General features: G+C 70.8%; 15 protein-coding genes. 4 read left to right on the top strand and 11 right to left on the bottom strand.

The window, feature by feature from the left end; translation table 11 throughout:
* Positions 1-31: 31 nt before the first annotated feature.
* Positions 32-1,357, bottom strand: coding sequence for a geranylgeranyl reductase family protein (locus ACFVJX_RS07840; protein ID WP_384132608.1), 1,326 nt, complete (start codon positions 1,355-1,357; stop codon positions 32-34).
* Positions 1,358-1,676: 319 nt separating this feature from the next.
* The gene (locus ACFVJX_RS07835) at positions 1,677-2,159 is read right to left on the bottom strand and encodes a potassium channel family protein (protein WP_384132605.1); all 483 of its coding nucleotides are present in this window, start codon (positions 2,157-2,159) and stop codon (positions 1,677-1,679) included.
* Between the two features lie 282 nt (positions 2,160-2,441).
* On the opposite strand from ACFVJX_RS07835, the gene ACFVJX_RS07830 reads away from it, so the two are divergent.
* Positions 2,442-5,114: a SpoIIE family protein phosphatase gene (locus ACFVJX_RS07830; protein ID WP_384132602.1), complete on the top strand. Its 2,673-nt coding sequence runs from the start codon at positions 2,442-2,444 to the stop codon at positions 5,112-5,114.
* A gap of 68 nt (positions 5,115-5,182) precedes the next feature.
* Here the strand turns inward: ACFVJX_RS07830 and ACFVJX_RS07825 are convergent, their stop codons facing one another.
* Entirely contained in the window at positions 5,183-7,372 is a 2,190-nt protein-coding gene (locus ACFVJX_RS07825) for a discoidin domain-containing protein (RefSeq protein WP_384132599.1), read from the bottom strand.
* Between the two features lie 392 nt (positions 7,373-7,764).
* Between ACFVJX_RS07825 and ACFVJX_RS07820 the strand changes: the two genes are divergently transcribed.
* The 3 genes from ACFVJX_RS07820 (at position 7,765) to ACFVJX_RS07810 (ending at position 10,388) form a co-directional block, all read left to right on the top strand.
* Positions 7,765-8,109 carry a helix-turn-helix domain-containing protein gene (locus tag ACFVJX_RS07820; protein ID WP_384132596.1) on the top strand — a complete coding sequence of 115 codons (345 nt, stop codon included), beginning with the start codon at positions 7,765-7,767 and terminating at the stop codon, positions 8,107-8,109.
* A gap of 279 nt (positions 8,110-8,388) precedes the next feature.
* Positions 8,389-9,303: an oxidoreductase gene (locus ACFVJX_RS07815; RefSeq protein ID WP_384132594.1), complete on the top strand. Its 915-nt coding sequence runs from the start codon at positions 8,389-8,391 to the stop codon at positions 9,301-9,303.
* Between the two features lie 92 nt (positions 9,304-9,395).
* Positions 9,396-10,388, top strand: a complete 993-nt coding sequence (locus tag ACFVJX_RS07810; protein ID WP_384132592.1) for an aldo/keto reductase — start codon at positions 9,396-9,398, stop codon at positions 10,386-10,388.
* Between the two features lie 30 nt (positions 10,389-10,418).
* Here the strand turns inward: ACFVJX_RS07810 and ACFVJX_RS07805 are convergent, their stop codons facing one another.
* The 8 genes from ACFVJX_RS07805 to ACFVJX_RS07770 form a co-directional block, all read right to left on the bottom strand.
* The gene (locus ACFVJX_RS07805; protein WP_384132589.1) at positions 10,419-11,603 is read right to left on the bottom strand and encodes a serine/threonine-protein kinase; all 1,185 of its coding nucleotides are present in this window, start codon (positions 11,601-11,603) and stop codon (positions 10,419-10,421) included.
* Positions 11,604-11,705: 102 nt separating this feature from the next.
* Entirely contained in the window at positions 11,706-12,446 is a 741-nt protein-coding gene (locus tag ACFVJX_RS07800; protein WP_384132586.1) for an HAD family hydrolase, read from the bottom strand.
* A gap of 23 nt (positions 12,447-12,469) precedes the next feature.
* On the bottom strand, positions 12,470-12,955 hold the full coding sequence (locus ACFVJX_RS07795) for an Lrp/AsnC family transcriptional regulator (protein WP_384132583.1): 486 nt from the start codon (positions 12,953-12,955) through the stop codon (positions 12,470-12,472).
* A 171-nt stretch (positions 12,956-13,126) separates the two neighbouring features.
* Positions 13,127-14,926 carry a sugar-binding domain-containing protein gene (locus ACFVJX_RS07790; protein ID WP_384132581.1) on the bottom strand — a complete coding sequence of 600 codons (1,800 nt, stop codon included), beginning with the start codon at positions 14,924-14,926 and terminating at the stop codon, positions 13,127-13,129.
* A 49-nt stretch (positions 14,927-14,975) separates the two neighbouring features.
* Positions 14,976-15,578, bottom strand: coding sequence for a hypothetical protein (locus ACFVJX_RS07785; protein ID WP_384132578.1), 603 nt, complete (start codon positions 15,576-15,578; stop codon positions 14,976-14,978).
* A gap of 6 nt (positions 15,579-15,584) precedes the next feature.
* Positions 15,585-16,421 (bottom strand): carbohydrate ABC transporter permease, encoded by an 837-nt coding sequence (locus tag ACFVJX_RS07780; RefSeq protein ID WP_384132575.1) that lies wholly within the window; start codon positions 16,419-16,421, stop codon positions 15,585-15,587.
* Entirely contained in the window at positions 16,418-17,386 is a 969-nt protein-coding gene (locus ACFVJX_RS07775) for a carbohydrate ABC transporter permease (protein WP_384132572.1), read from the bottom strand. The genes ACFVJX_RS07780 and ACFVJX_RS07775 overlap by 4 nt, the downstream gene beginning before the upstream one ends.
* A partial coding sequence (locus ACFVJX_RS07770; RefSeq protein ID WP_385744053.1) for an ABC transporter substrate-binding protein occupies positions 17,383-18,689 on the bottom strand: 1,307 nt, incomplete at its 5' end. The genes ACFVJX_RS07770 and ACFVJX_RS07775, both read right to left, overlap by 4 nt.

Here is an 18,689-nt window from a genome sequence, read left to right as displayed (position 1 = left end):
CGGATCCGCCCGGCGCGAAGGGCCCGGCCGGTCAGCGCCGTCGTGCCTTCGGCGCGGGAACGAGGCGCACCGCCGTGTTGAGCACATGGTCGATGACATCGCGCGATGGCTTGTCCGTCAGGTTGCTGAGCAGCCGGGCCAGCGTGTTGAGCAGGAACGGCGAGCCCATCACGTACCGATTGAGGACGGGCTGGAACCCCGACCGGCTGAACACGAGGTCGGCGGCCGTGTTGCCGAGCCGGTAGTAGCTCCCCCAGCGGCGGTTCATCTCCACCGGGTAGTGGTGCAGCGCCCGCTCCCGCCGAGGGCCCGGGGGCATCGCCAGGGCCAGTGCCGCGCTCTCGGCCGCCACCTCCCCGGCCTCCAGCGCCTGGCCGATGCCCTCACCGTTCCACGGGCTGACCATGCCACCGGAGTCACCGACCAGTAGGAGGCCCCGGGTGTACAGCGGATGACGGTTGAGGCCCAGCGGCAGCGCGGCGCTGCGGACCGGTCCTTCGGCGTTCTCCTCACGCAGCCCCCACTCGGGCGGGGTGCGGGCCAGCCACTGGTCCAGGGTGGCCCGCAGGTCCGGTTTGCCGTGGCGGCGGTGGGGGATCGCGCCGAGCCCCACGTTGACCCGGCCGTCACCCATCGGGAAGATCCAGCCGTACCCCGGCAGATAGCGGTCGCTCCTGGGGAAGCGGAGGTCGGCCCAGAGCTCGAGGAACTCCTCCCGGGAGCGCTCGGGGCTGCGGTAGTAGCGGCGGGCCGCCGTGGCGATCTGGCGCTTCGTGTCCCGCTGGAGCCCCATGGCGAGGGCGATCCGGGCGGAGGCGCCGTCGGCCGCGATCACGACCGGCGCACGGTGCACCACCGGTCGTCCCGTACCGGACACCGCGGTGACCCCGGTGATCCGGCCGGCCCGGTCGGTCACCGGCTCCGTCACCTTCACACCGGTGCGAAGCCGGGCCCCGGCGGCAACGGCGTGGCGGGCCAGGATGTCGTCGAAGTCGTGCCGGCTGCGGGTGAGACCGAAGTCCGGGTATCCGCCCAGCGCGGGCCACTCGATCTGCACCTGCCGGTCCCCGGTGATCCACCGCATCCCGCGTGACCGTGTCCAGCCCGGTGCGTTGATGTCGACGCCCATCCGGATCAACTGGTGCACCGCGCGTGGGGTGAGGCCGTCCCCGCACACCTTCTCCCGGGGGAAGTCGGACTTCTCCAGCAGCAGCACGTCCACACCCGCTCTGGCGAGGTGGAAGGCGGCGGACGAGCCGGCCGGCCCCGCGCCCACCACGATGACCTGGGCCTCCTCGGACCCGCCGGATGCGGACTCCTCGTCCGGCGGGGACTGGTCTGCGTGCGCTTCCCGCATAGGGAACCCTTTCCTGGGACGGCCGGAGCCGCCCGGGAAAGGCGGCCCTGTACACCGACATCCTGCCGGTTCGGACCGCTCCGCGGGAGGGTGGTCAAGAGTGCGGGACGGGGTGGGGCCGGCAGCCGGTCAGTACGGCAGCGGACGCCCGGACGGAGTGCGCAGATCGAGCGGCGGCGGCCGTGACGGAAGCTGGGGACGCCGGACAACCTTGATGCGGCCCACTGCCACCACCTCCTCAGGTCACCGGTGGTATGCCCGGCGGAACGCTGTTCACACGTCCGTCGGCCGACGGACACGTTCCGTGACCGAGCCCCGGCTACTGCGGCGGCCTGCGGCCCGCGTCGGCGAGCATCCGCTCGATCCGGTCGAACCGCTCGTGCAGCTGGGCGGTCTCCTGCCGGACATGACGCGCGGTCTCCTCCGCCGCGGCGGTGAGCCGGTGACGGCGCCTCTGCTCCCGCCCCACGAACCAGGTGGCGAGCGCCGCCGTGACCATTCCGTACGTCGTGATGCCCACACCCATCACGAAGACGGCGATGATCCGGCCCCACAGGGTCACCGGATAGAAGTCGCCGTACCCGACGGTCGTCGCGGTCTCCGCCGACCACCACAGGGCCCGGGGGTACGTCGTGATGGTGGCGTGCCCGGCGTGCCGCTCGGCCATGAGCACCGCCCAGGAGCCGATGAGTACCGTCAGCGCGAGGATCACCGTCGCCCAGCCCACCGCCTTGAGGTGGAGCGAACGGCCTTCCCGGCCGAGCAGCAGCTCGACCGCCTTGGTCAGGAATCCAGGCACCATTTCCGGATCATCCCCGGCGCCCGGCGGCGCCGGCTGACGGGCGCGCGACGACGGGACCCGCGTCACCCGATCGGAACGGGGCCGGCGAACCCGGGTGCCGGGCACGGTGCCACGCCACAGGCTCCGCTCGGCATTCCGGCCCCGGTAATTCGTGTTAAACCTGAATATGTGTGTGGTACAGGTCGGTTCCGGGCGTGGTTCCGAGGCCCCGCCCGGCGGCCGCATCGACACGATGACGGACGCCCGGGCGGTGACGAGCATGCGCCGCCCTCCGGGCCGGACATGAGGCGGTCCTCACCGGTGCGCAGGCTGCGCTCCCTCTCCAGCGTCCGCACGGTGGCCGGACAGGTCTTCTTCATGACACTGGGGATCGTCCTGCTGCTCGTGGCGGCCGCGGTCGTCTTCCTGGTGATCCAGGGCAGGCGCGACAGCACGCACGAGGCGGAGTCCCGGTCGCTGAGCGTCGCGGAGACCTTCGCCCAGGCGCCCGGCACCCTGGCGGCGCTGAACAGCAGGGACCCGACGGCCGTGCTGCAGCCGCTCACGGAGCAGATCCGGCAGCGGACCCACGTGGAGTACATCGTGGTGGCCGGGGCCGACGGGATCCGCTACACCCACCCCGACCCAGCGATGATCGGCAAGCACGTGGTCGGTCCGTACAAGGAGGTGCTGGCCGGCCATTCCCTCACCCGCACCTTCGTCTCCAGCCGGGGTCCCGCGGTCGCCTCGGTGGTGCCCATCCCACGGCCCGACGGTTCGGTCGCCGGTCTGGTGTCGGTGGGCATCACCGTCGAGACCGTCAACGCGGTGGCCGAACCGAGCATCCCGTTCGCCATCGGCACCGCGGTGGCGGCGGTGGTCCTCACGTCCGGCGCCGCGGCCCTCGTGAGCCGTCGCCTGGGCCGGCAGACCCGCGGCCTCGGCCCCGCCGAGATGACCCGGATGTACGAGCACCACGACGCGGTACTGCACGCGGTTCGCGAGGGGGTCCTCATCATCGGGGCCGACCACCGGCTGCTGCTGGCCAACGACGAGGCCCGAAGACTCCTCGGACTGCCCGCCGACGCGGAGGGGCGCTTGGTGACGGAGCTGGGGCTGGACCCCCGTACCGCACAGCTGCTGGCCTCCGGCGCGGTCGCCACGGACGAGGTGCGGCCGGCCGGGAACCGGCTGCTGGCCGTCAACCTCCGGCCCACGGGGGAGCGCGGCGGACCGCCCGGCGTCGTGGCGACCCTGCGGGACACCACGGAGCTCCAGGTCGTCACGGGCCGGGCGGAGACCGTCCGGGAGCGCCTGATGCTCCTGTACCGGGCGGGCGCCCGGATCGGCACCACCCTCGACGTCACCACGACCGCGCGGGAACTCGCGGAGGTCGCCGCCCCCGGATTCGCCGACTGCGCCACGGTCGACCTCGCCGACGCGGTACTGCGAGGGGAGGAACCGGAGCCGCCCTCCGGCGACGCGATCGACGTACGCCGCACCGCCATCTGCGGCACCGGCCGCGACCACCCCCTCTACCCGCTCGGCCGGGTCATCGGCTTCGTGCCCACCCTTCCCGAGGTCATCGGCAGCACCAGCGGCCACACCTGGATGGTGCCCGACCTGACCACGTCCCAGGAGTGGCGGCGGGCCGACCCCGAGCAGTCGGCGAGAATCCTGGAGTACGGATTCCACTCGCTGCTCTCCGTGCCCCTGCACGCGCGCGGCGTCATCCTCGGCATGGCCAACTTCTGGCGCGCGGAGAACGAGGAGCCCTTCGACGCCGAGGACCTGTCCTTCGCGGAGGAACTGGTGGCGCGGGCGGCCGTCAGCGTCGACAACGCCCGGCGCTACGCCCGCGAGCACGAGATGGCGGTGACCCTGCAGCGCAGCCTGCTCCCGCGCGGGGTTCCCGAGCAGAACGCCCTGGACGTCGCCTTCCGCTATCTGCCGGCCCAGGCCGGGGTCGGCGGGGACTGGTTCGATGTGATCCCGCTGTCCGGCGCCCGGGTCGCCCTGGTCGTCGGCGACGTGGTGGGGCACGGTCTGCACGCCGCCGCCACCATGGGCCGGCTGCGCACCACGGTGCACAACTTCTCCACGCTGGACCTGCCGCCCGACGAGCTCCTCGGCCACCTCGACGAACTCGTCGCCCGGATGGACCAGGACGAGCAGGCCGCGGGCGGCGTCCCGATCACCGGGGCGACCTGTCTCTACGCGATCTACGACGCGGTCACCGGACGCTGCTCGGTGGCCCGGGCCGGCCACCCCGGGCCCGCCCTCGTGCTGCCCGACGGGACCGTCGACTTCCCGGAGGTGCCGGCCGGTCTGCCCCTCGGTATCGGTGGGATGCCCTACGAGGCGGTCGAGCTGGACGTTCCCGAGGGCAGTCGGCTGGTGATGTACACGGACGGCCTGGTGGAGCGGCGCGACCGGGACATCGACGAAGGTCTGGAGCAGCTGCGCCAGGCCATGTCCGGCCGCGACCGGACACCGGAGGAGACCTGCGACGACGTGCTGGAGACCATGCTGCCCACCCGTCCCGGCGACGACGTGGCCCTGCTGGTGGCCCGCACCCGGACCCTGGATCCGGCCCGGCGCGTCCAGTGGGAGGTGGCGCCCGACGCGTCGGCCGTATCGGGCGTCCGCAAGGAGGCCACCCGCTGGCTCGCCGACCAGGGACTCGACGAGGAGGGGTTCGTCACCGAGCTGATCCTGAGCGAACTGGTCACCAACGCCATCCGCTACGGCTCCGAGCCGATCACCGTACGACTGCTCTACGACCGGGCCCTGATCTGCGAGGTGTCGGACTGCAGCAGTACCTCCCCGCACCTTCGCTACGCCGCGACGACTGACGAGGGCGGCCGGGGACTGTTCCTCGTCGCCCAGTTCGCCGAGCGCTGGGGCACCCGCTACACCGACCGCGGCAAGGTCATCTGGTCCGAGCAGACCCTCGACGATCCGCCCGGCGGGTAACGGTCTGCGACGCGGGGCCCGGCAGCGACCGCCGGGCCCCGCGCCGTTCGCTCAGCTCATCCGTCGTGTCACGGGAACGACACCACGTTCGAGGGAATGGTGGAGGTGCCGGAGGTGGCCGCTCCGGTGTTGTTGATGACGTGTTCGTACTGCCCCTGGCCGCCGAGCGAGACGACGAGCAGGTCGTGGAACTTCACTCCGGGCTTGACCGGAGCCTCGAAGCCGTGGTCCTGGCGGATGGACGGATCGACGTTGAAGTAGCAGTAGCTGCCCAGGCCCCACCCTTCGTGGGTGGTGACGGAGTCGTCGACCTTGTACGCCGCGTACCCCTTCGTGCTGCCGTTCTGGACGGCAGCCTGGTTGGGGGCGTCGTACGCCTTCTCGTTCTGGAAGAAGATCGTCCTGCCCCTCTCGCCGGACCAGCGCACGTCGTACTTGTTGAAGTGCTCGACGAAGAGTCCGGTCGCCAGGACGTCATCGCCGTTGACCTGGAGTCCGTAGTCGGCCCGGTTGGTCTCCCAGCCGATGCCCTCGCCGTGGTCGGCGCGCCACAGCCAGGTGTGGTCGACGATCGTGTCGTCGTTGTTGATCACCATTCCGGTGGTCGCCTTGCCGGCTCCCGCTCCGCCGACCCGGATGAACACGTCCTGGACGGTGGTGGGGTTCGCCGAGTGGTCGGCCGAGGCGCCGTCGGGGCCGACCTGGACGAGCACCTGGGAGTTCTGCGGACCGGCGTCGACGAGGAGTCCGGCGAGCTTCACGCCGTCCACGTCACCGACCTTGATGGCCGTGACCCCGTTGTCCGGGATGATCGTGGCCAGGCCCAGACCGAGGACCACCGTGTTGGCGCGGTCGATGTTGATCGTCTGGTCCACGTGGTAGATGCCGGGCGTGAACAGCAGGTGCAGGCCCTGCTGCACCGCCGCGTTGATGGTCGCGGCGGAGGCCCCGGGCTTGACGACGTAGAACTGGTTCAGCGGGATGGACTCACCCTGCGGGGTGCCGTTCCACGAGACGCCGCGCGCGTTGGTGCGCTTCGCGGGGACGAAGACCTTGTAGTCGTTGCCGTCCAGGTACAGGAACGGCTTCTCGCGGGAGACCGGGGTGTTCGCCAGCGTGGTGTAGGGCGGCTCCGGGAAGCTCTGGGCGGGCGCGCCCTCGACACCGGAGAACGTCATGTTCCAGACGCCGTTCCCCCAACTGCCGATCGAGCTGTCACGCGTGTACCACTGCTGCTGCGAGTACGGCCCGACCTGGCCGTCGATCTTGCTGTCGGCGATGTACCCGCCGCTCGCCCAGCCATAGCCGTTGGGCGCCAGGTTGAGTCCGCCCTTGACGTGCATCCGGCGGAACGGGGCGGCCTGCGACACGGCCCAGCGGTCGGTGCCGTTGACCGGGTTGAGCGCCAGGTTCTCCGCCGAGCGCCAGAAGTTCTGGGTGGCGTTCCCGCCGAACCAGCCCGCGTCCACGGTCACATCACCGTTGAACGTGGTGTCGTCGGGCTTGAGCCCGAGACCGGCGATCGAGGTGTAGAAACCGATCTGCGCGTTGATGTTGTTGTACGTGCCCGGCTTGAACATCAGGGCGTAGCGGCCGGTGCCGAACTGCGCCGACTCCTGCTGCCTGAAGATCGCGTCGACCTTGCCCTGGATGTCGGGGGTCGAGGGGTCGAAGACCAGGACGTTCGGGCCGAGGTCGCCGCCGCCCGGGATCTGCGGGCCGCCCGGGTCGCCGCCGGTGGTGCCGCCGAAGACCTGGAACTCCCAGAGGGAGTAGCCGTACTGGGTGGCCCGGGCGGTGCCGGTCAGCCGGACGTAGCGTGCGGTGCCGGAGACGTTCAGGGTCTCGTTGCCGCCGGGCCCGGTGGTGGTCGAGTAGGCGGTGCTCCAGGTGCTGTTGTCCGTGGAGAACTCGATCCGGTAGCTCTTTGCGTAGGCGGTCTCCCACTTGAGCGCGATCTGGCTGACCGAGGCGGCGGAGCCCAGGTCGACCTTGATCCACTGTGGGTCGGAGGCGGCGCTCGACCAGCGGGTGCCGTTGTCGCCGTCCACCGCGGAGGTGGCCGGGGTGCCGTAGTTCTCCTCGCTGGAGGCGGTCACCGCCTTGCCCTGCGAGAGCAGCGACGGTGCGGCGCTGGCCGGCGCCGAGGGCGCGAAGGCCAGCAGTGAGACGACCAGGCCGGCGACGGCTGCCAGCACTCCGGTGCGTCTTCTTCCGGTCGAGGCCACGGGTCTGTGGAAAACGGGGGGTGCGTACATGGGGATGTCTCCTGAGTCGCGGTACGGGTGCACGACACGAAGCCGGAGAGCGCTCTCTCCGACCGATGGGGATACTTCTCCCTTGATTCCCTACGCGTCAATAGGTGTGCAACACCCGCTTGTTCGCCTGTCGTTGAGAACAAGAGTTGATGACCGACAGCTCACGATTGACCTGATTAAACATGCCTTCGGCGGCGTGAGGCCGAAAATCTGACGCGGCGTTGATTCAGGTGATGATGGTACGTACACATGGAGTGACGGAGGCTCAGCGGGCGGTTGCCACCGCAACGTGAGGCAACCCGGGGCCACTCGGGAACGGCAGGGGAATCCGCGCACCGGGGACGGCCGGGCCCGTTGCCGGACACCTTGCCGCGACCCCGGGGGCAGGGTGCGTGGTTGCTCGCCATACTCCGGGCGTGAGCCGTGAGCGTGACGCGCGCGGCGCCGTTGACCAGGTGCGACGGCGGTCCGGATGGCCGGGGAAACGAGCTCCGCTCCGCCGGGCTCCGGGCGGCGTGGAGGCATGGAGATCCTTCGGGGTCCGGTTACGTCAGTGGCGCAGACGGGCCGAGCTCGCACATACCCAGGTGGGCGCCCGCGTCGGCGACGACCACACCGCCATCAGCAAACTCGAACACGGCAGCCGCCGGACGCCGTTGCCGCCGGCCCGCAGGCTGGACGACCTGCTGATGACGGACGGCGACCCGCCGGCCGCCTGCGAGGAGGCCGCGCGCTGACCGCCCTGCTCGTCTGAACCGCGCCGGTGCGCGCGGGAGTCGGCGCAGAGGTCTGGAGGTTCGTAACGGCTCGACGGCACGGAGAGGTCCGGGTGCCGGAGGGGGTGCGAAGGGGTGGACAGATCTGCGGGGCGGCGTTATTATCCACCGGCAGTGCATGATCATGTCACGCCAATGTCCACCGTAACTCTATCACCTGTCCGCCAATTATGCAAGCCCGCCTCCCGCTCCAGTAACCGTGGCCGGCCTCGGCCCATCACCAAAAGGAAGACCTCACCCATGACTTCGGGAACAGCCACCGCAGCGGCCGCCGGAACCTGGCGGCTGGGCGACCTGACCGTCAACCGGATGGGCTTCGGCTCCATGCGTCTCACTCAGGACGGCGCGGCGTTCAGCGACGAGCGCGCCCCGCACGACCGGGACCGCGCCGTCGCCGTGCTGCGCAAGGCCGTTGACCTCGGCGTGAACCACATCGACACGGCGGCCTTCTACTTCTCGCCGATGCGCTCGGCGAACGAACTGATCAACCGGGCGCTCGGCCCCTACCCGGACGACCTGGTCATCACCACCAAGGTCGGCCCCGGCCGGGGCCCGTCCGGCGACTGGATCGACTGGGCCCGGCCCGAGGACCTGCGCGGCCAGGTCGAGGAGAACCTCCGTCAGCTCGGCCGCGACCATCTCGACGTGGTGAACCTGCGCATGAACGGGCCCCGCTCGATCGCCGACCGCTTCGGCGCACTGGCCGAGCTGCGGAAGGAGGGGCTCATCCGTCATCTGGGGCTCTCCAACGTCGGCGCCGACCAGATCGCCGAGGCCCTGCCCATCGCACCCGTCGTCTGCGTGCAGAACCGGTACGGCATAGCATCGCGCCGGGCGGACTCCGACGAAGTGCTGCGGATCTGCGGGGAGCAGGGCATCGCGTTCGTCCCGTTCTACGCCATCGCCGGTGACGGCCGCGAGTCCGGAGCGGCCCTCGCCGCCGAGGGCGAGGCGGTGTCGGCCGTGGCCCTCGCCCACGACGCCACCCCCGCGCAGGTCCGGCTGGCCTGGACGCTCCAGCGCGGCCCGCACGTACTCGCCATCCCGGGCACCGGCAACCCCGATCACCTCACCGAGAACGTGGCGGCGGCAGCCCTGCGTCTCACCGAGGACGAACTGCGGCTGCTCACGGACCTCGGCCGGGCCGCCGGCTGACCGAGCCCGCGCAGCCCCGGGCCCGGACCCGGGCTGCGCGGGGCCGGACCCCGGGGGCGGCAGCCCCCGGGCGCCCACCGCACCGACGTAGCATGATCCTCATGGAGAAGCGCGAACTGGGCAGGACCGGACGGGACGTATCGGTCGTAGGGCAGGGCACATGGCAGCTCGGCGGGGACTGGGGAGAGGTGGGGGAGGAGGACGCCTTCGGCGTGCTCGACGCGGCCGTCGAGTCCGGCGTCACCTTCTTCGACACCGCTGACGTGTACGGCGACGGCCGCAGCGAACAGCTCATCGGCCGCTATCTGAAGCAGCGTCCGGACGCGGGGGTCCTCGTCGCGACGAAGATGGGCCGGCGCGCCGAACAGGTGCCGGAGAACTACGTCCTGGACAACTTCCGTACCTGGAACGACCGTTCGCGGTCCAATCTCGGCGTCGACACCCTCGACCTCGTGCAACTTCACTGCCCGCCGACCGCCGTGTACTCCTCGGACGCGGTCTACGACGCCCTGGACACCCTGGTCGCCGAGGAGCGGATCGCGGCCTACGGGGTGAGTGTCGAGACGTGCGCCGAGGCACTGACCGCCATCGCCCGGCCCGGCGTCGCGAGTGTCCAGATCATCCTCAACCCGTTCCGTCTCAAGCCGCTGGACGAAGTGCTTCCGGCCGCACGCGCCGCAGGGGTCGGCATCATCGCGCGTGTACCGCTCGCCTCCGGGCTGCTCTCCGGCAAGTACACCGAGGAGACCGTCTTCGCCCCGGAGGACCACCGCACGTACAACCGGCACGGCGAGGCGTTCGACCAGGGCGAGACCTTCTCCGGAATCGACTACGCGACCGGAGTGGCCGCGGCAGCGGAATTCGGCGCGCTCGCTCCGCAGGGGGCGGCCCCGGCACAGACCGCGCTGCGCTGGATCATCCAGCAGCCCGGCGTCACCAGTGTGATCCCCGGTGCGCGTTCGGTGGAGCAGGCCCGTGCCAACGCTGCCGCGGCGGAACTCGAGCCGCTGCCGCAGCAGACGCTCGACGCGGTGCGTGACCTCTACGACCGCCGCATCCGCACATCGGTTCACGGCCGCTGGTAGCGGGCGGGACCCGAGGCCCTCGGAACCGGCCTACCGGCCCTCGTCCTGCGCGGGCGATTCGGGGCCGCTGCTGGTGGTGCCGTTGTCCGGGGTGGTGGCCGAGCTGGAATCGGGGGAGAACAGGCTCATCCCCAGGTAGACCGCGGCGATGAAGGCGACCGTGCCGGCGATGGCGCTCGCCACTCTCGGGCGGCGTCTTATCGCCTCCCGGGTGCTGCGCCGACGGACGTTCCTGGACCGTCCCGCCGCACGCCGTCCCCTGCCGGCCGTCTGCGGCAGCCGATACGTCGTCGGGGTACCGGTGTCCTCACCGGAGCGGTGGGAGGGCGAGGCGGGCGCCGGCGCATAGGGCGCCGCCGGTGCGCGCGGGGGAGCGGGCCGGTACATCGGCAGCGGCTCCGCCTGACCCCGCCAGGCCTCGCTGTGGAACCAGTCGGCGACCTGCTGGGCCGTCGGACGGTCCTCGGGCTGCTTCGCCAGCAGGCCGAGGAGGTACGAGTCGAACGCGGCGGACATGTCGACGCCCCGCTGCCGCAGCGGCACGGGAGGCGTGTCCACGTGCTGGTAGAGGGTGGCGGTCGGGGTGTCCGAGCGGAACGGCGGCTGTCCGAGGAGCAGTTGGTAGATCACGCAGCCGAGGGAGTACATGTCGGAGGCGGCGTCGGCAGTGCGGCCCAGGGCCCGTTCGGGAGCGAGGTAGAGACTCGTGCCGACGATGTGTCCGGTGGTGGTGAGCGCGGCCGATGGGTCGTCGACGAACTGGGCGATGCCGAAGTCGCCGATCTTGACTGAGCCCTCCGCGTCCAGCATCAGGTTTCCGGGCTTGATGTCCCGGTGGACGATGCCCTGCCGGTGAGCCGCGGCGAGTCCGGCCGCTGCCTGGCCCGCGATGCCGGCGACCTGTTCCGGTGCCAGCCGTTCCTGGGACAGGAGCAGATCGGCCAGGCTCCGGCCCTCGACGAGCTCCATCACGAGGAAGAGCCGGTCCTCCCAGGACCCGAAGTCGAACACGGCCACCAGATGCGGGTGGCTCAGCCGGGCGGCGGTCTGGGCCTCCAGCCGGAAGCGTGCAGTGGCCGACTCGTCGGCATGCTCGCCCAGCAGCAGCTTCACGGCGACGGACCTGCCGAGGACCTCGTCCGTGGCGCGCCAGACCTCGCCCATCCCGCCACGACCGATGGCGGATATCAATCGGTACCGACCAGCAACCAGCACCTGCGCACACCTATCTCGAAATGTCTCGGGTCGAGGACCGCTTCGACTGCCGCGGCTGCGACCTCATCGGGAACAGGACGGGGTGGGGGACACGCAGCAAGATCAGGATATCCGGCGCGCGGCCTCCGTTCGACCGCCGGGCGCGGTCGGCGCCGATCCGGCCGAAAGCCACCCGTACGCGGCCTCGGCACTGAACTCGCCCTGACCGCCGGGGAACAGCAGCTCGGCCGCGGCGAACACCGGATCGCCGGCTGTCGCGGCGACGTACGGCACCGCGATGCAGCGCATGCCCGCGGCCCGGGCGGCGGCGGCACCCGGCACGGCGTCCTCCACCACCACACAGTCGGCCGGTGCCACGCCGAGGCGCCGGGCGGCCTCCAGGAACACGTCCGGTTCCGGCTTCCCGCGCGCCACCTCATCGGCGGACACGTACTCGGTGAGGTATGCGTCGAGGCCGGTGCCCTTCAGCACGGCCGCGATCGCGGCCCGGGACGAACCCGACGCCACGGCCATGGCGACGCCATGCGCGTGCAGCATCTCCACGAACACCCGCATCTCCCGGAAGGCCTCGGTCGAGGTGGCCGCCAGCTCCAGATAGATGGCGTCCTGACCCGCCACCAGCTCGTCGACCGGCGCTTCGATCCCGTACTCGGCGCGCAGCACGGTCAGCGCCTCGCGGTTGCTGATCCCGAGGAAGCGGGCGTTCTGCTCCCAGGTGAACTCCGCCACCCCGTACCGCGCGAGCAGCAGCCGCGCCGACTCGTAGGCGTTCGGTTCACTGTCCACGAGTGTGCCGTCCAGGTCGAAGACGACCGAAGTTCCTTGTGCGCGCGAGGAGTCCATGGCGGCATGATCGCAGCCGGCGGTCAGGCCGGGCCACCCGCCGCTGCCCTGCCCACCGATTCGACCAGGGGCAGCAGCCGGTGCGGAACCCGCTCGCGCAGCGCCACCTCGGTCCGGGTCCTGACCACGCCCGGCAGCTGGATCAGCCGCTGGATCACGTCCTCCAGATGCCCGTTGTCCCGGGCGACCACCCGGGTCAGCAGGTCGCCGCCGCCGGTGGTCGAGAAGGCCTCCACAATCTCCGGCACGGCCGCGAGCCCCTCGCCCACGTCGTCGAGATGCCCCTGTGTGACCTCCAGGTGCACGAAGGCGAGCACCGGGTGGCCGAGCGCGGCCGGGGAGAGGAACGGTCCGCTGCCCGTGATCACCCCTTCCCGTTCCAGCCGGTCGATACGGGCCTGGAGGGTGCCCCGGGCGATGGAGAGGATCCTTGCGTACTCGCGCACGCTGGTGTGCGGCTGCTCGATGAGCAGTCGCAGGATGCGGGTGTCGAGCGCGTCCACCGCCACGGTCCGCCGGCCTCCTCCTGGTACGTCGGTCGGGGCAGCGACTGTACCAATGGCGCACCCGGCGGGCCGCCTAGCCTGTACCCGGCCGGGGCGGGCGGCCATAACGCCGGAACCGGGCGTCGGAGCGGGTCGGGGCCGGTGTCCGGGTAGCGGCCCCGGATCACGACACGCTCAGCCGCGTCGGGGCCGGGTGAGAACGGCGTGCAGTTCGGCCATCGGGATCTTGGGACGGCGATCCGCCGTGAACAGGCCGTTGATCTCCTGCGCCGTGTCGGTGAACTGGGTGTAGCAGAAGCCGGCGAGTCCGGAGTCCACGGCGGCCCCCACCAGATCCGCCAGGCGCTCCGTGAACTCCTGCTCCGTGGCCACGGTGTCGTAGCCGAACCACTCGGCGCCCTCGGCGGGTTCGAAGGTGGCCCCGCCGAACTCACTGAGCACGACGGGCTGGCCCTGGTGACGCACACCGTCCAGGAGGAGCTGCTTGGGGCCGGGCCACGGATCGGTGAGGTCGCCCCGTCGCAGCGAGGCGTGGCCGTAGCGCTCGCGCAGCACATCCGCGCGCTGGGTGTAGTCGTGGACGCCCCAGATGTCGGCGGCCGAGATCTCCCAACCGTCGTTGGACACCGCCGGACGCGACGGGTCGAGGGCCTTGGTCAGGTGGTACAGCGCGTCCATGAAGTGACGCTGCGCGGGGACGAGCGCGGGGTTCGGCACGGACCAGGACTCGTTGACCGGCACCCACGCGACGATCGAGGGATGGCTGAGGTCACGGGAGACCGCCTCGGTCCACTCGGCGACCACCCGTTGCACGGTGGCCCTGCCGAACTCGTCGGCGGACGGCATCTCCTCCCACAGCATCAGGCCGAGCCGGTCGGCCCAGTAGAGGAAGCGGGGATCCTCCACCTTCTGGTGTACACGCAGCCCGTTGAGCCCGGCCTCCTTGGCGAGTTCGACGTCCCGGCGCAGCTCGTCGGCCGAAGCGGAGAGGTGGGACCCGGGCCAGTACCCCTGTTGCAGTGCGAACCGCAGGAAGTACGGCTTGTGGTTGAGCAGGAAGTGCCCGCCGTCCCAGCCGACCTCGCGCAGACCGACGTACGAAGTGACACGGTCGACCGGAGTGTGGTCCGCCGCGTCGCTCAGCACGACCGTCGCGTCCACGAGGTGCGGATGCTCCGGGCTCCACAGCAGCTCGTCCAGCGCCTGCCCGTGACGCAGAGCGGGCACCGCTATGTCGAACACCGTCTCCTGGGCCTCGGTCAGCACGCGTTGCTCGGCGAGCACCCGGTCGCCCAGAGCCAGGCGCACCGTCACGTCGAGTGCCCGCCGCGGCCACTCGCTGAGGCGCAACTCGCAGCGCACCCGGGCCTGGGCTACCTCGGGGGTCCAGTGCAGAGCGGTCACGTGTTCCCCTGGCACCTCCTCCCACCACACCGGCTGCCAGATGCCGGAGGTGCGGTGGTACCAGATGGCGTGCGGGTCCCGGCGCCAGTCCTGTTTGCCGCGGGGCTGCGCGGCGTCGAGCGGCTGGTCCTCGACCCGGACGACGAGCACCTGCTCGCCGCCCTCGCGGACGGTGCCGGTGAGATCGCACGTGAAGCCCGTGTGACCGCCCTCGTGGTGGCCGACCGGCTGACCGTTGAGCCAGACTTCGGCCCGGTAGTCGACCGCGCCGAAATGCAGTAGGAGGCGTCGGCCTGCGGCCGGTGGGTCCATGTCGACGGTGCGCCGGTACCAGTGCACGGGGTGGAAGCCGGTGTCCCCGATGCCGGAGGCCTCGGACTCGGGCGGATACGGCACCGTGATGGCCGCGGTGAAGGGCTCGGCGTTGTCCGGGTCCATCCAGCGGTCGGACCGGCCGAGGTCCGCGTCGTCGTGGGCGAACCGCCACGGACCGCTCAGGTCGTGCCAGTCGGGATCCCGGATGAGCTGCGGCCTCGGATGGCCGGCGGCGTTCAGGTGGGTGCTGGGCATAGAAGTTCTCCCGTGGAGCGTGCTTGGGCGGGGACGGGGAGGAGCCGGTTCAGCCGTCCGCGGTGGAGCGGAGGTCCACCGCGGTGGCGGCGAACGCGAGCGGTCCCGGCAGGAGCGGCACGAGCAGCGGGATGGCCCACGCCAGCAGCACGGCCAGGACGACTGCCGCGGCGAGCAGGAGCGAGCCGCGCGGGTCGGCGACCGAGCGGACCAGGCTCTCGCGTGCCCATCGATGGGGAGTGCCGAGCGCCGTCGCACGCAGTCCCACCACCGCGGTCCCCAGCGTGGTGAGTGCCAGGGCGGGCGCCATCACGGCCGCCCCCGGCAGTTCGCTGCGCACCAGGGCGGAGTCGACCAGCAGGACGAGGAGGAGAAGCGGCGGGACGAGACCGACGGCCAGCGCGCCTGCCGTCAGGCGGGCCCGCAGATGGCGGACGTACACCCCGGCTCCGGCCGGGGCGCCACGTCCCGCGGTGTCCCGGAGGGTCGCGGACGCGGCGGCGAACGCGGCCGGAACCGTGATGACGGGCAGACAGGCGACCCCCGTGAGGAGCCCGATGAGCAGCATGTCGGCGAAAAGGGTGAATCGGGATCCGAAGATCTCGCCGGGCTCCCGGCGGTCACTGGGAGGCAGCGCGGGTGCGTGTGCCATGGCGCCTCAGCCCTTCAGTCCGGAGGTGGCCATGCCCTGCACCAGGTAGCGCTGGAACACGAAGAAGAACAGCACGATCGGCAGGACGGATATCACCGACATCGCGAACATGGGTCCGTAGGCGGACGTGCTGGACTGGTCGACGAAGCTGCGCAGGGCAAGCGTGATGGTGAACTTGTCGGGTGAGAACAGATAGATCATCTGCGTGAAGAAGTCGTTCCACGTCCAGATGAACGTGAAGATGGCCGTGGTGATCAGCGCCGGCCGGGTCAGCGGCAAGGTGATGGCCCAGTACGTGCGGAACGCCCCGCAGCCGTCGATACGGGCCGACTCCTCCAGTTCACGGGGCAGTCCGCGCATGAACTGCACCATGAGGAAGACGAAGAACGCGTCCGTGGCGAGGAACTTGGGCAGGACCAACGGCCAGTAACTGTCCACCATGCCGAGCTGGTTGAAGATGATGTACTGCGGGATCAGCACCACGTGGTGCGGCAGCATCAGCGTGGCCACCATGAAGGCGAACATCACCTTGCTCATGCGGAAGCGCAGCCGGGCGAACGCGTAGGCGGCCAGCGAGCAGGAGATGACGTTGCCGAGCACGGCGCCCACCGCGATCAGCAGGGTGTTGCCGAGCAGCCGGGTCACGGAGACGTCGGAGACACCGTCCATGGCCGTCGTGTAGTTCGACCACTCCAGATGGCTGGGCCACAGGTCGAGGCTGGTCACCACCTCGTCGGCGGGCTTGAGCGACGTGGCGAGCAGCCACGCCAGGGGGTACAGCAGGACGAGCAGGCCCACGACGGCGATCGTGTGCGGCAGCCACCGCTTGGCGGTGAGGTTCATCGCCCCTCCTCGTCCGCGTAGAAGACCCAGGACCGGGAGGTCCTGAAAAGGATCAGGGTGACGATGCCGATGGTGATCAGCAGCAGCCAGGCCATGGCCGCCGCGTAGCCCATGTGGGAGGCGGTGAAGCCGCGCTCGTAGAGGTACAGCGTGTAGAACATCGTCGAGTCGGCCGGGCCGCCGTTGCCGCCGCTGATGGCGAAGGCCGGGGTGAACACCTGGAAGGACTGGATCATCTCCAGCACCAGGTTGAAGAAGACGACCGGGGACAGCATCGGCACGGTGACGGAGACGAACTGCCGCCACCTGCCCGCGCCGTCCAGCGCCGCCGCTTCGTAGAGGTCGGGCGAGATCTGCTGGAGCCCCGCGAGGAAGATCACCATGGGGGCGCCGAACTGCCACACCGTCAGCAGGACGACCACGAGCCACGCCAGGTCGGGATTGCCGACCCAGCCGCCCAAGTCGATGCCGACGGCGCTCAGGACGTGGGAGACGGAACCCCCGTCGTTGAACAGGGCGCGCCACACCAGCGCGATCGACATGCTCGCCCCGAGCAGGGAAGGCGCGTAGAAGGCGGAGCGGTAGAAGGCACGGCCACGGCCGAGGTTCTTCAGCAGTATCGCCGCCCCGAGCGCGAGCAGCAGCTTGAGCGGCACGGCGACCACGACGTACTTCAGCGTGGTGCCGACCGAGCGCCAGAACCGTGGGTCCTCGGTGAACATGTCGGTGTAGTTGCGCAGGCCTACCCACTTCGGCGGGTCGAACAGGTTGTAGTCCGTGAACGACAGGTACAGCGACACGCCCATCGGCACGAGGGTCAGTACGGCCGCGCCGAGCATCCACGGCGTCAGGAAGACGTAGGCGGGCCACTGCTGTTCCCTGCGGGTGCGCCGCCTCCCGGGCGGCGGGGCCGGTTCCGCCGAACGGCCGGCGCGCGAGGGCGCCCTGGTCGACACAGTGCTCATGACCGCAGCTCCCTGTTGGCCTCGTCGATGAGTTCGCGCGCCGCCTGACGCGGGGACGCCAGGTCGTACATCACGCGCTGGTAGGCCCGGTTGAAGGCGGTCTGGATCGCGACGTCGCCCCGCGGTGGTGCGGTCGGTGGCGCGTCCAGTCCGTACTTCTCCAGCCGCTGGGCGTATGTGTAGATCTCCAGCTCCGGCCCCTTGAGGGTCTTGCCGACACGGGTGGCGAGCGTCCGGTTGGGAGGGGTGGACCGGGTGAAGCCGAGGGCGTCACCGGCCCGCGGGTCATTGAGGAGGAAGTCGACCAGCGCGGTCGCCTCCTTGGGGTGCTCGCTGCTCGCCCCGACGCCGACGAGCATGGAGGGCTTGAAGTACGCCCCCTGCTTCCCGCCGGTCGTGGGGACCGGCGCGAAGTGGACCTGGTCACCGAGCAGCGCCGGGTACCCGGGAAACGGCGCGTCCCAGGTGAAGTCGGCCGCGGCGAGCCCGCGGCCCATGGGGCTGGTCTCGGTGGTGGTGGCCTGCGACGTGTCCTTGGCCTGTGCGGTGTAGCCCTTGTCGCGCAGCTTGTCGCAGAAGGTCCAGAACTCCGTGAGGTCGTCCTCGGTGAAGCCGAGCTTCGTCTGGCCGGCGTAGAGCCGCCCGCCGCGACCGCGCAGCCAGTCCTCGAAGATGTCCTCGTTGACACCGTTGTCGTTGGCGCCCGCCACGGCGCGTCCGTCGGGCGCCTTCAGGCCCAGGGCGGCGACCTTCTCGTTGGCCCGCGCCCAGTCCTCCCAGGTCCAGCTGGGCTTCGGCGTGGGAATGCCGGCCTTCTCGTAGACGGTGGAGTCGTAGGCGTATCCGGTGACGCCACGGCCCATGGGCATCGCGTACTGCTTGCCCTCGTAGGTGCCGGTGCGCAGGAAGTCCTTGTCGATCTCGGCCGTACGGATCGCCTGGCTCCTGACGTCGCTGTCCAGTGGCCGGAGCGCGCCACCGCCGGCGTACTGGGAGATCTGCCGGTAGTCGAGCTGGGCGACGTCCGGGATGCCACCGCCCGCGGCCTGGGTGGCCAGCTTCTGCATGTACGAGCCGAAGTCCGAGTTCGACGTGCGGACGGTGACGCCGGGGTGTTCCTTCTCGAAGAGCCGGACGGCCTCTTTGGTGCGCTGGGCACGGTCGTCGTTGCCCCACCAGGAGAAGGTGAGGGTGACTCCGGAGGCCGCGGTGCCGGTTCCGGCCGAACAGGCGGAGAGTGATGCTGTCAGGGCGGTGCTGAGAGCGACGGCGGCCGGGGCCAGGACGGCCCGGCGGCCTGGGC

This window comes from Streptomyces sp. NPDC127177 (assembly GCF_042672475.1).
Lineage (GTDB): Bacteria > Actinomycetota > Actinomycetes > Streptomycetales > Streptomycetaceae > Streptomyces.
Note: the sequence above shows the minus strand (reverse complement) of the source record. Positions and strands in the feature narration are given on the sequence as shown.

What these genes read in the sequence shown, in the direction of transcription:
- ACFVJX_RS07810 (WP_384132592.1), top strand. Translation starts at nt 9,396, where the DNA reads ATGATCCTCATGGAGAAGCGCGAACTGGGCAGGACCGGACGGGACGTA.
- ACFVJX_RS07815 (WP_384132594.1), top strand. Translation starts at nt 8,389, where the DNA reads ATGACTTCGGGAACAGCCACCGCAGCGGCCGCCGGAACCTGGCGGCTG.
- ACFVJX_RS07825 (WP_384132599.1), bottom strand. Translation starts at nt 7,372, where the DNA reads ATGTACGCACCCCCCGTTTTCCACAGACCCGTGGCCTCGACCGGAAGA.
- ACFVJX_RS07790 (WP_384132581.1), bottom strand. Translation starts at nt 14,926, where the DNA reads ATGCCCAGCACCCACCTGAACGCCGCCGGCCATCCGAGGCCGCAGCTC.
- ACFVJX_RS07775 (WP_384132572.1), bottom strand. Translation starts at nt 17,386, where the DNA reads ATGAGCACTGTGTCGACCAGGGCGCCCTCGCGCGCCGGCCGTTCGGCG.
- ACFVJX_RS07835 (WP_384132605.1), bottom strand. Translation starts at nt 2,159, where the DNA reads ATGGTGCCTGGATTCCTGACCAAGGCGGTCGAGCTGCTGCTCGGCCGG.
- ACFVJX_RS07800 (WP_384132586.1), bottom strand. Translation starts at nt 12,446, where the DNA reads ATGGACTCCTCGCGCGCACAAGGAACTTCGGTCGTCTTCGACCTGGAC.
- ACFVJX_RS07785 (WP_384132578.1), bottom strand. Translation starts at nt 15,578, where the DNA reads ATGGCACACGCACCCGCGCTGCCTCCCAGTGACCGCCGGGAGCCCGGC.
- ACFVJX_RS07840 (WP_384132608.1), bottom strand. Translation starts at nt 1,357, where the DNA reads ATGCGGGAAGCGCACGCAGACCAGTCCCCGCCGGACGAGGAGTCCGCA.
- ACFVJX_RS07780 (WP_384132575.1), bottom strand. Translation starts at nt 16,421, where the DNA reads ATGAACCTCACCGCCAAGCGGTGGCTGCCGCACACGATCGCCGTCGTG.
- ACFVJX_RS07830 (WP_384132602.1), top strand. Translation starts at nt 2,442, where the DNA reads ATGAGGCGGTCCTCACCGGTGCGCAGGCTGCGCTCCCTCTCCAGCGTC.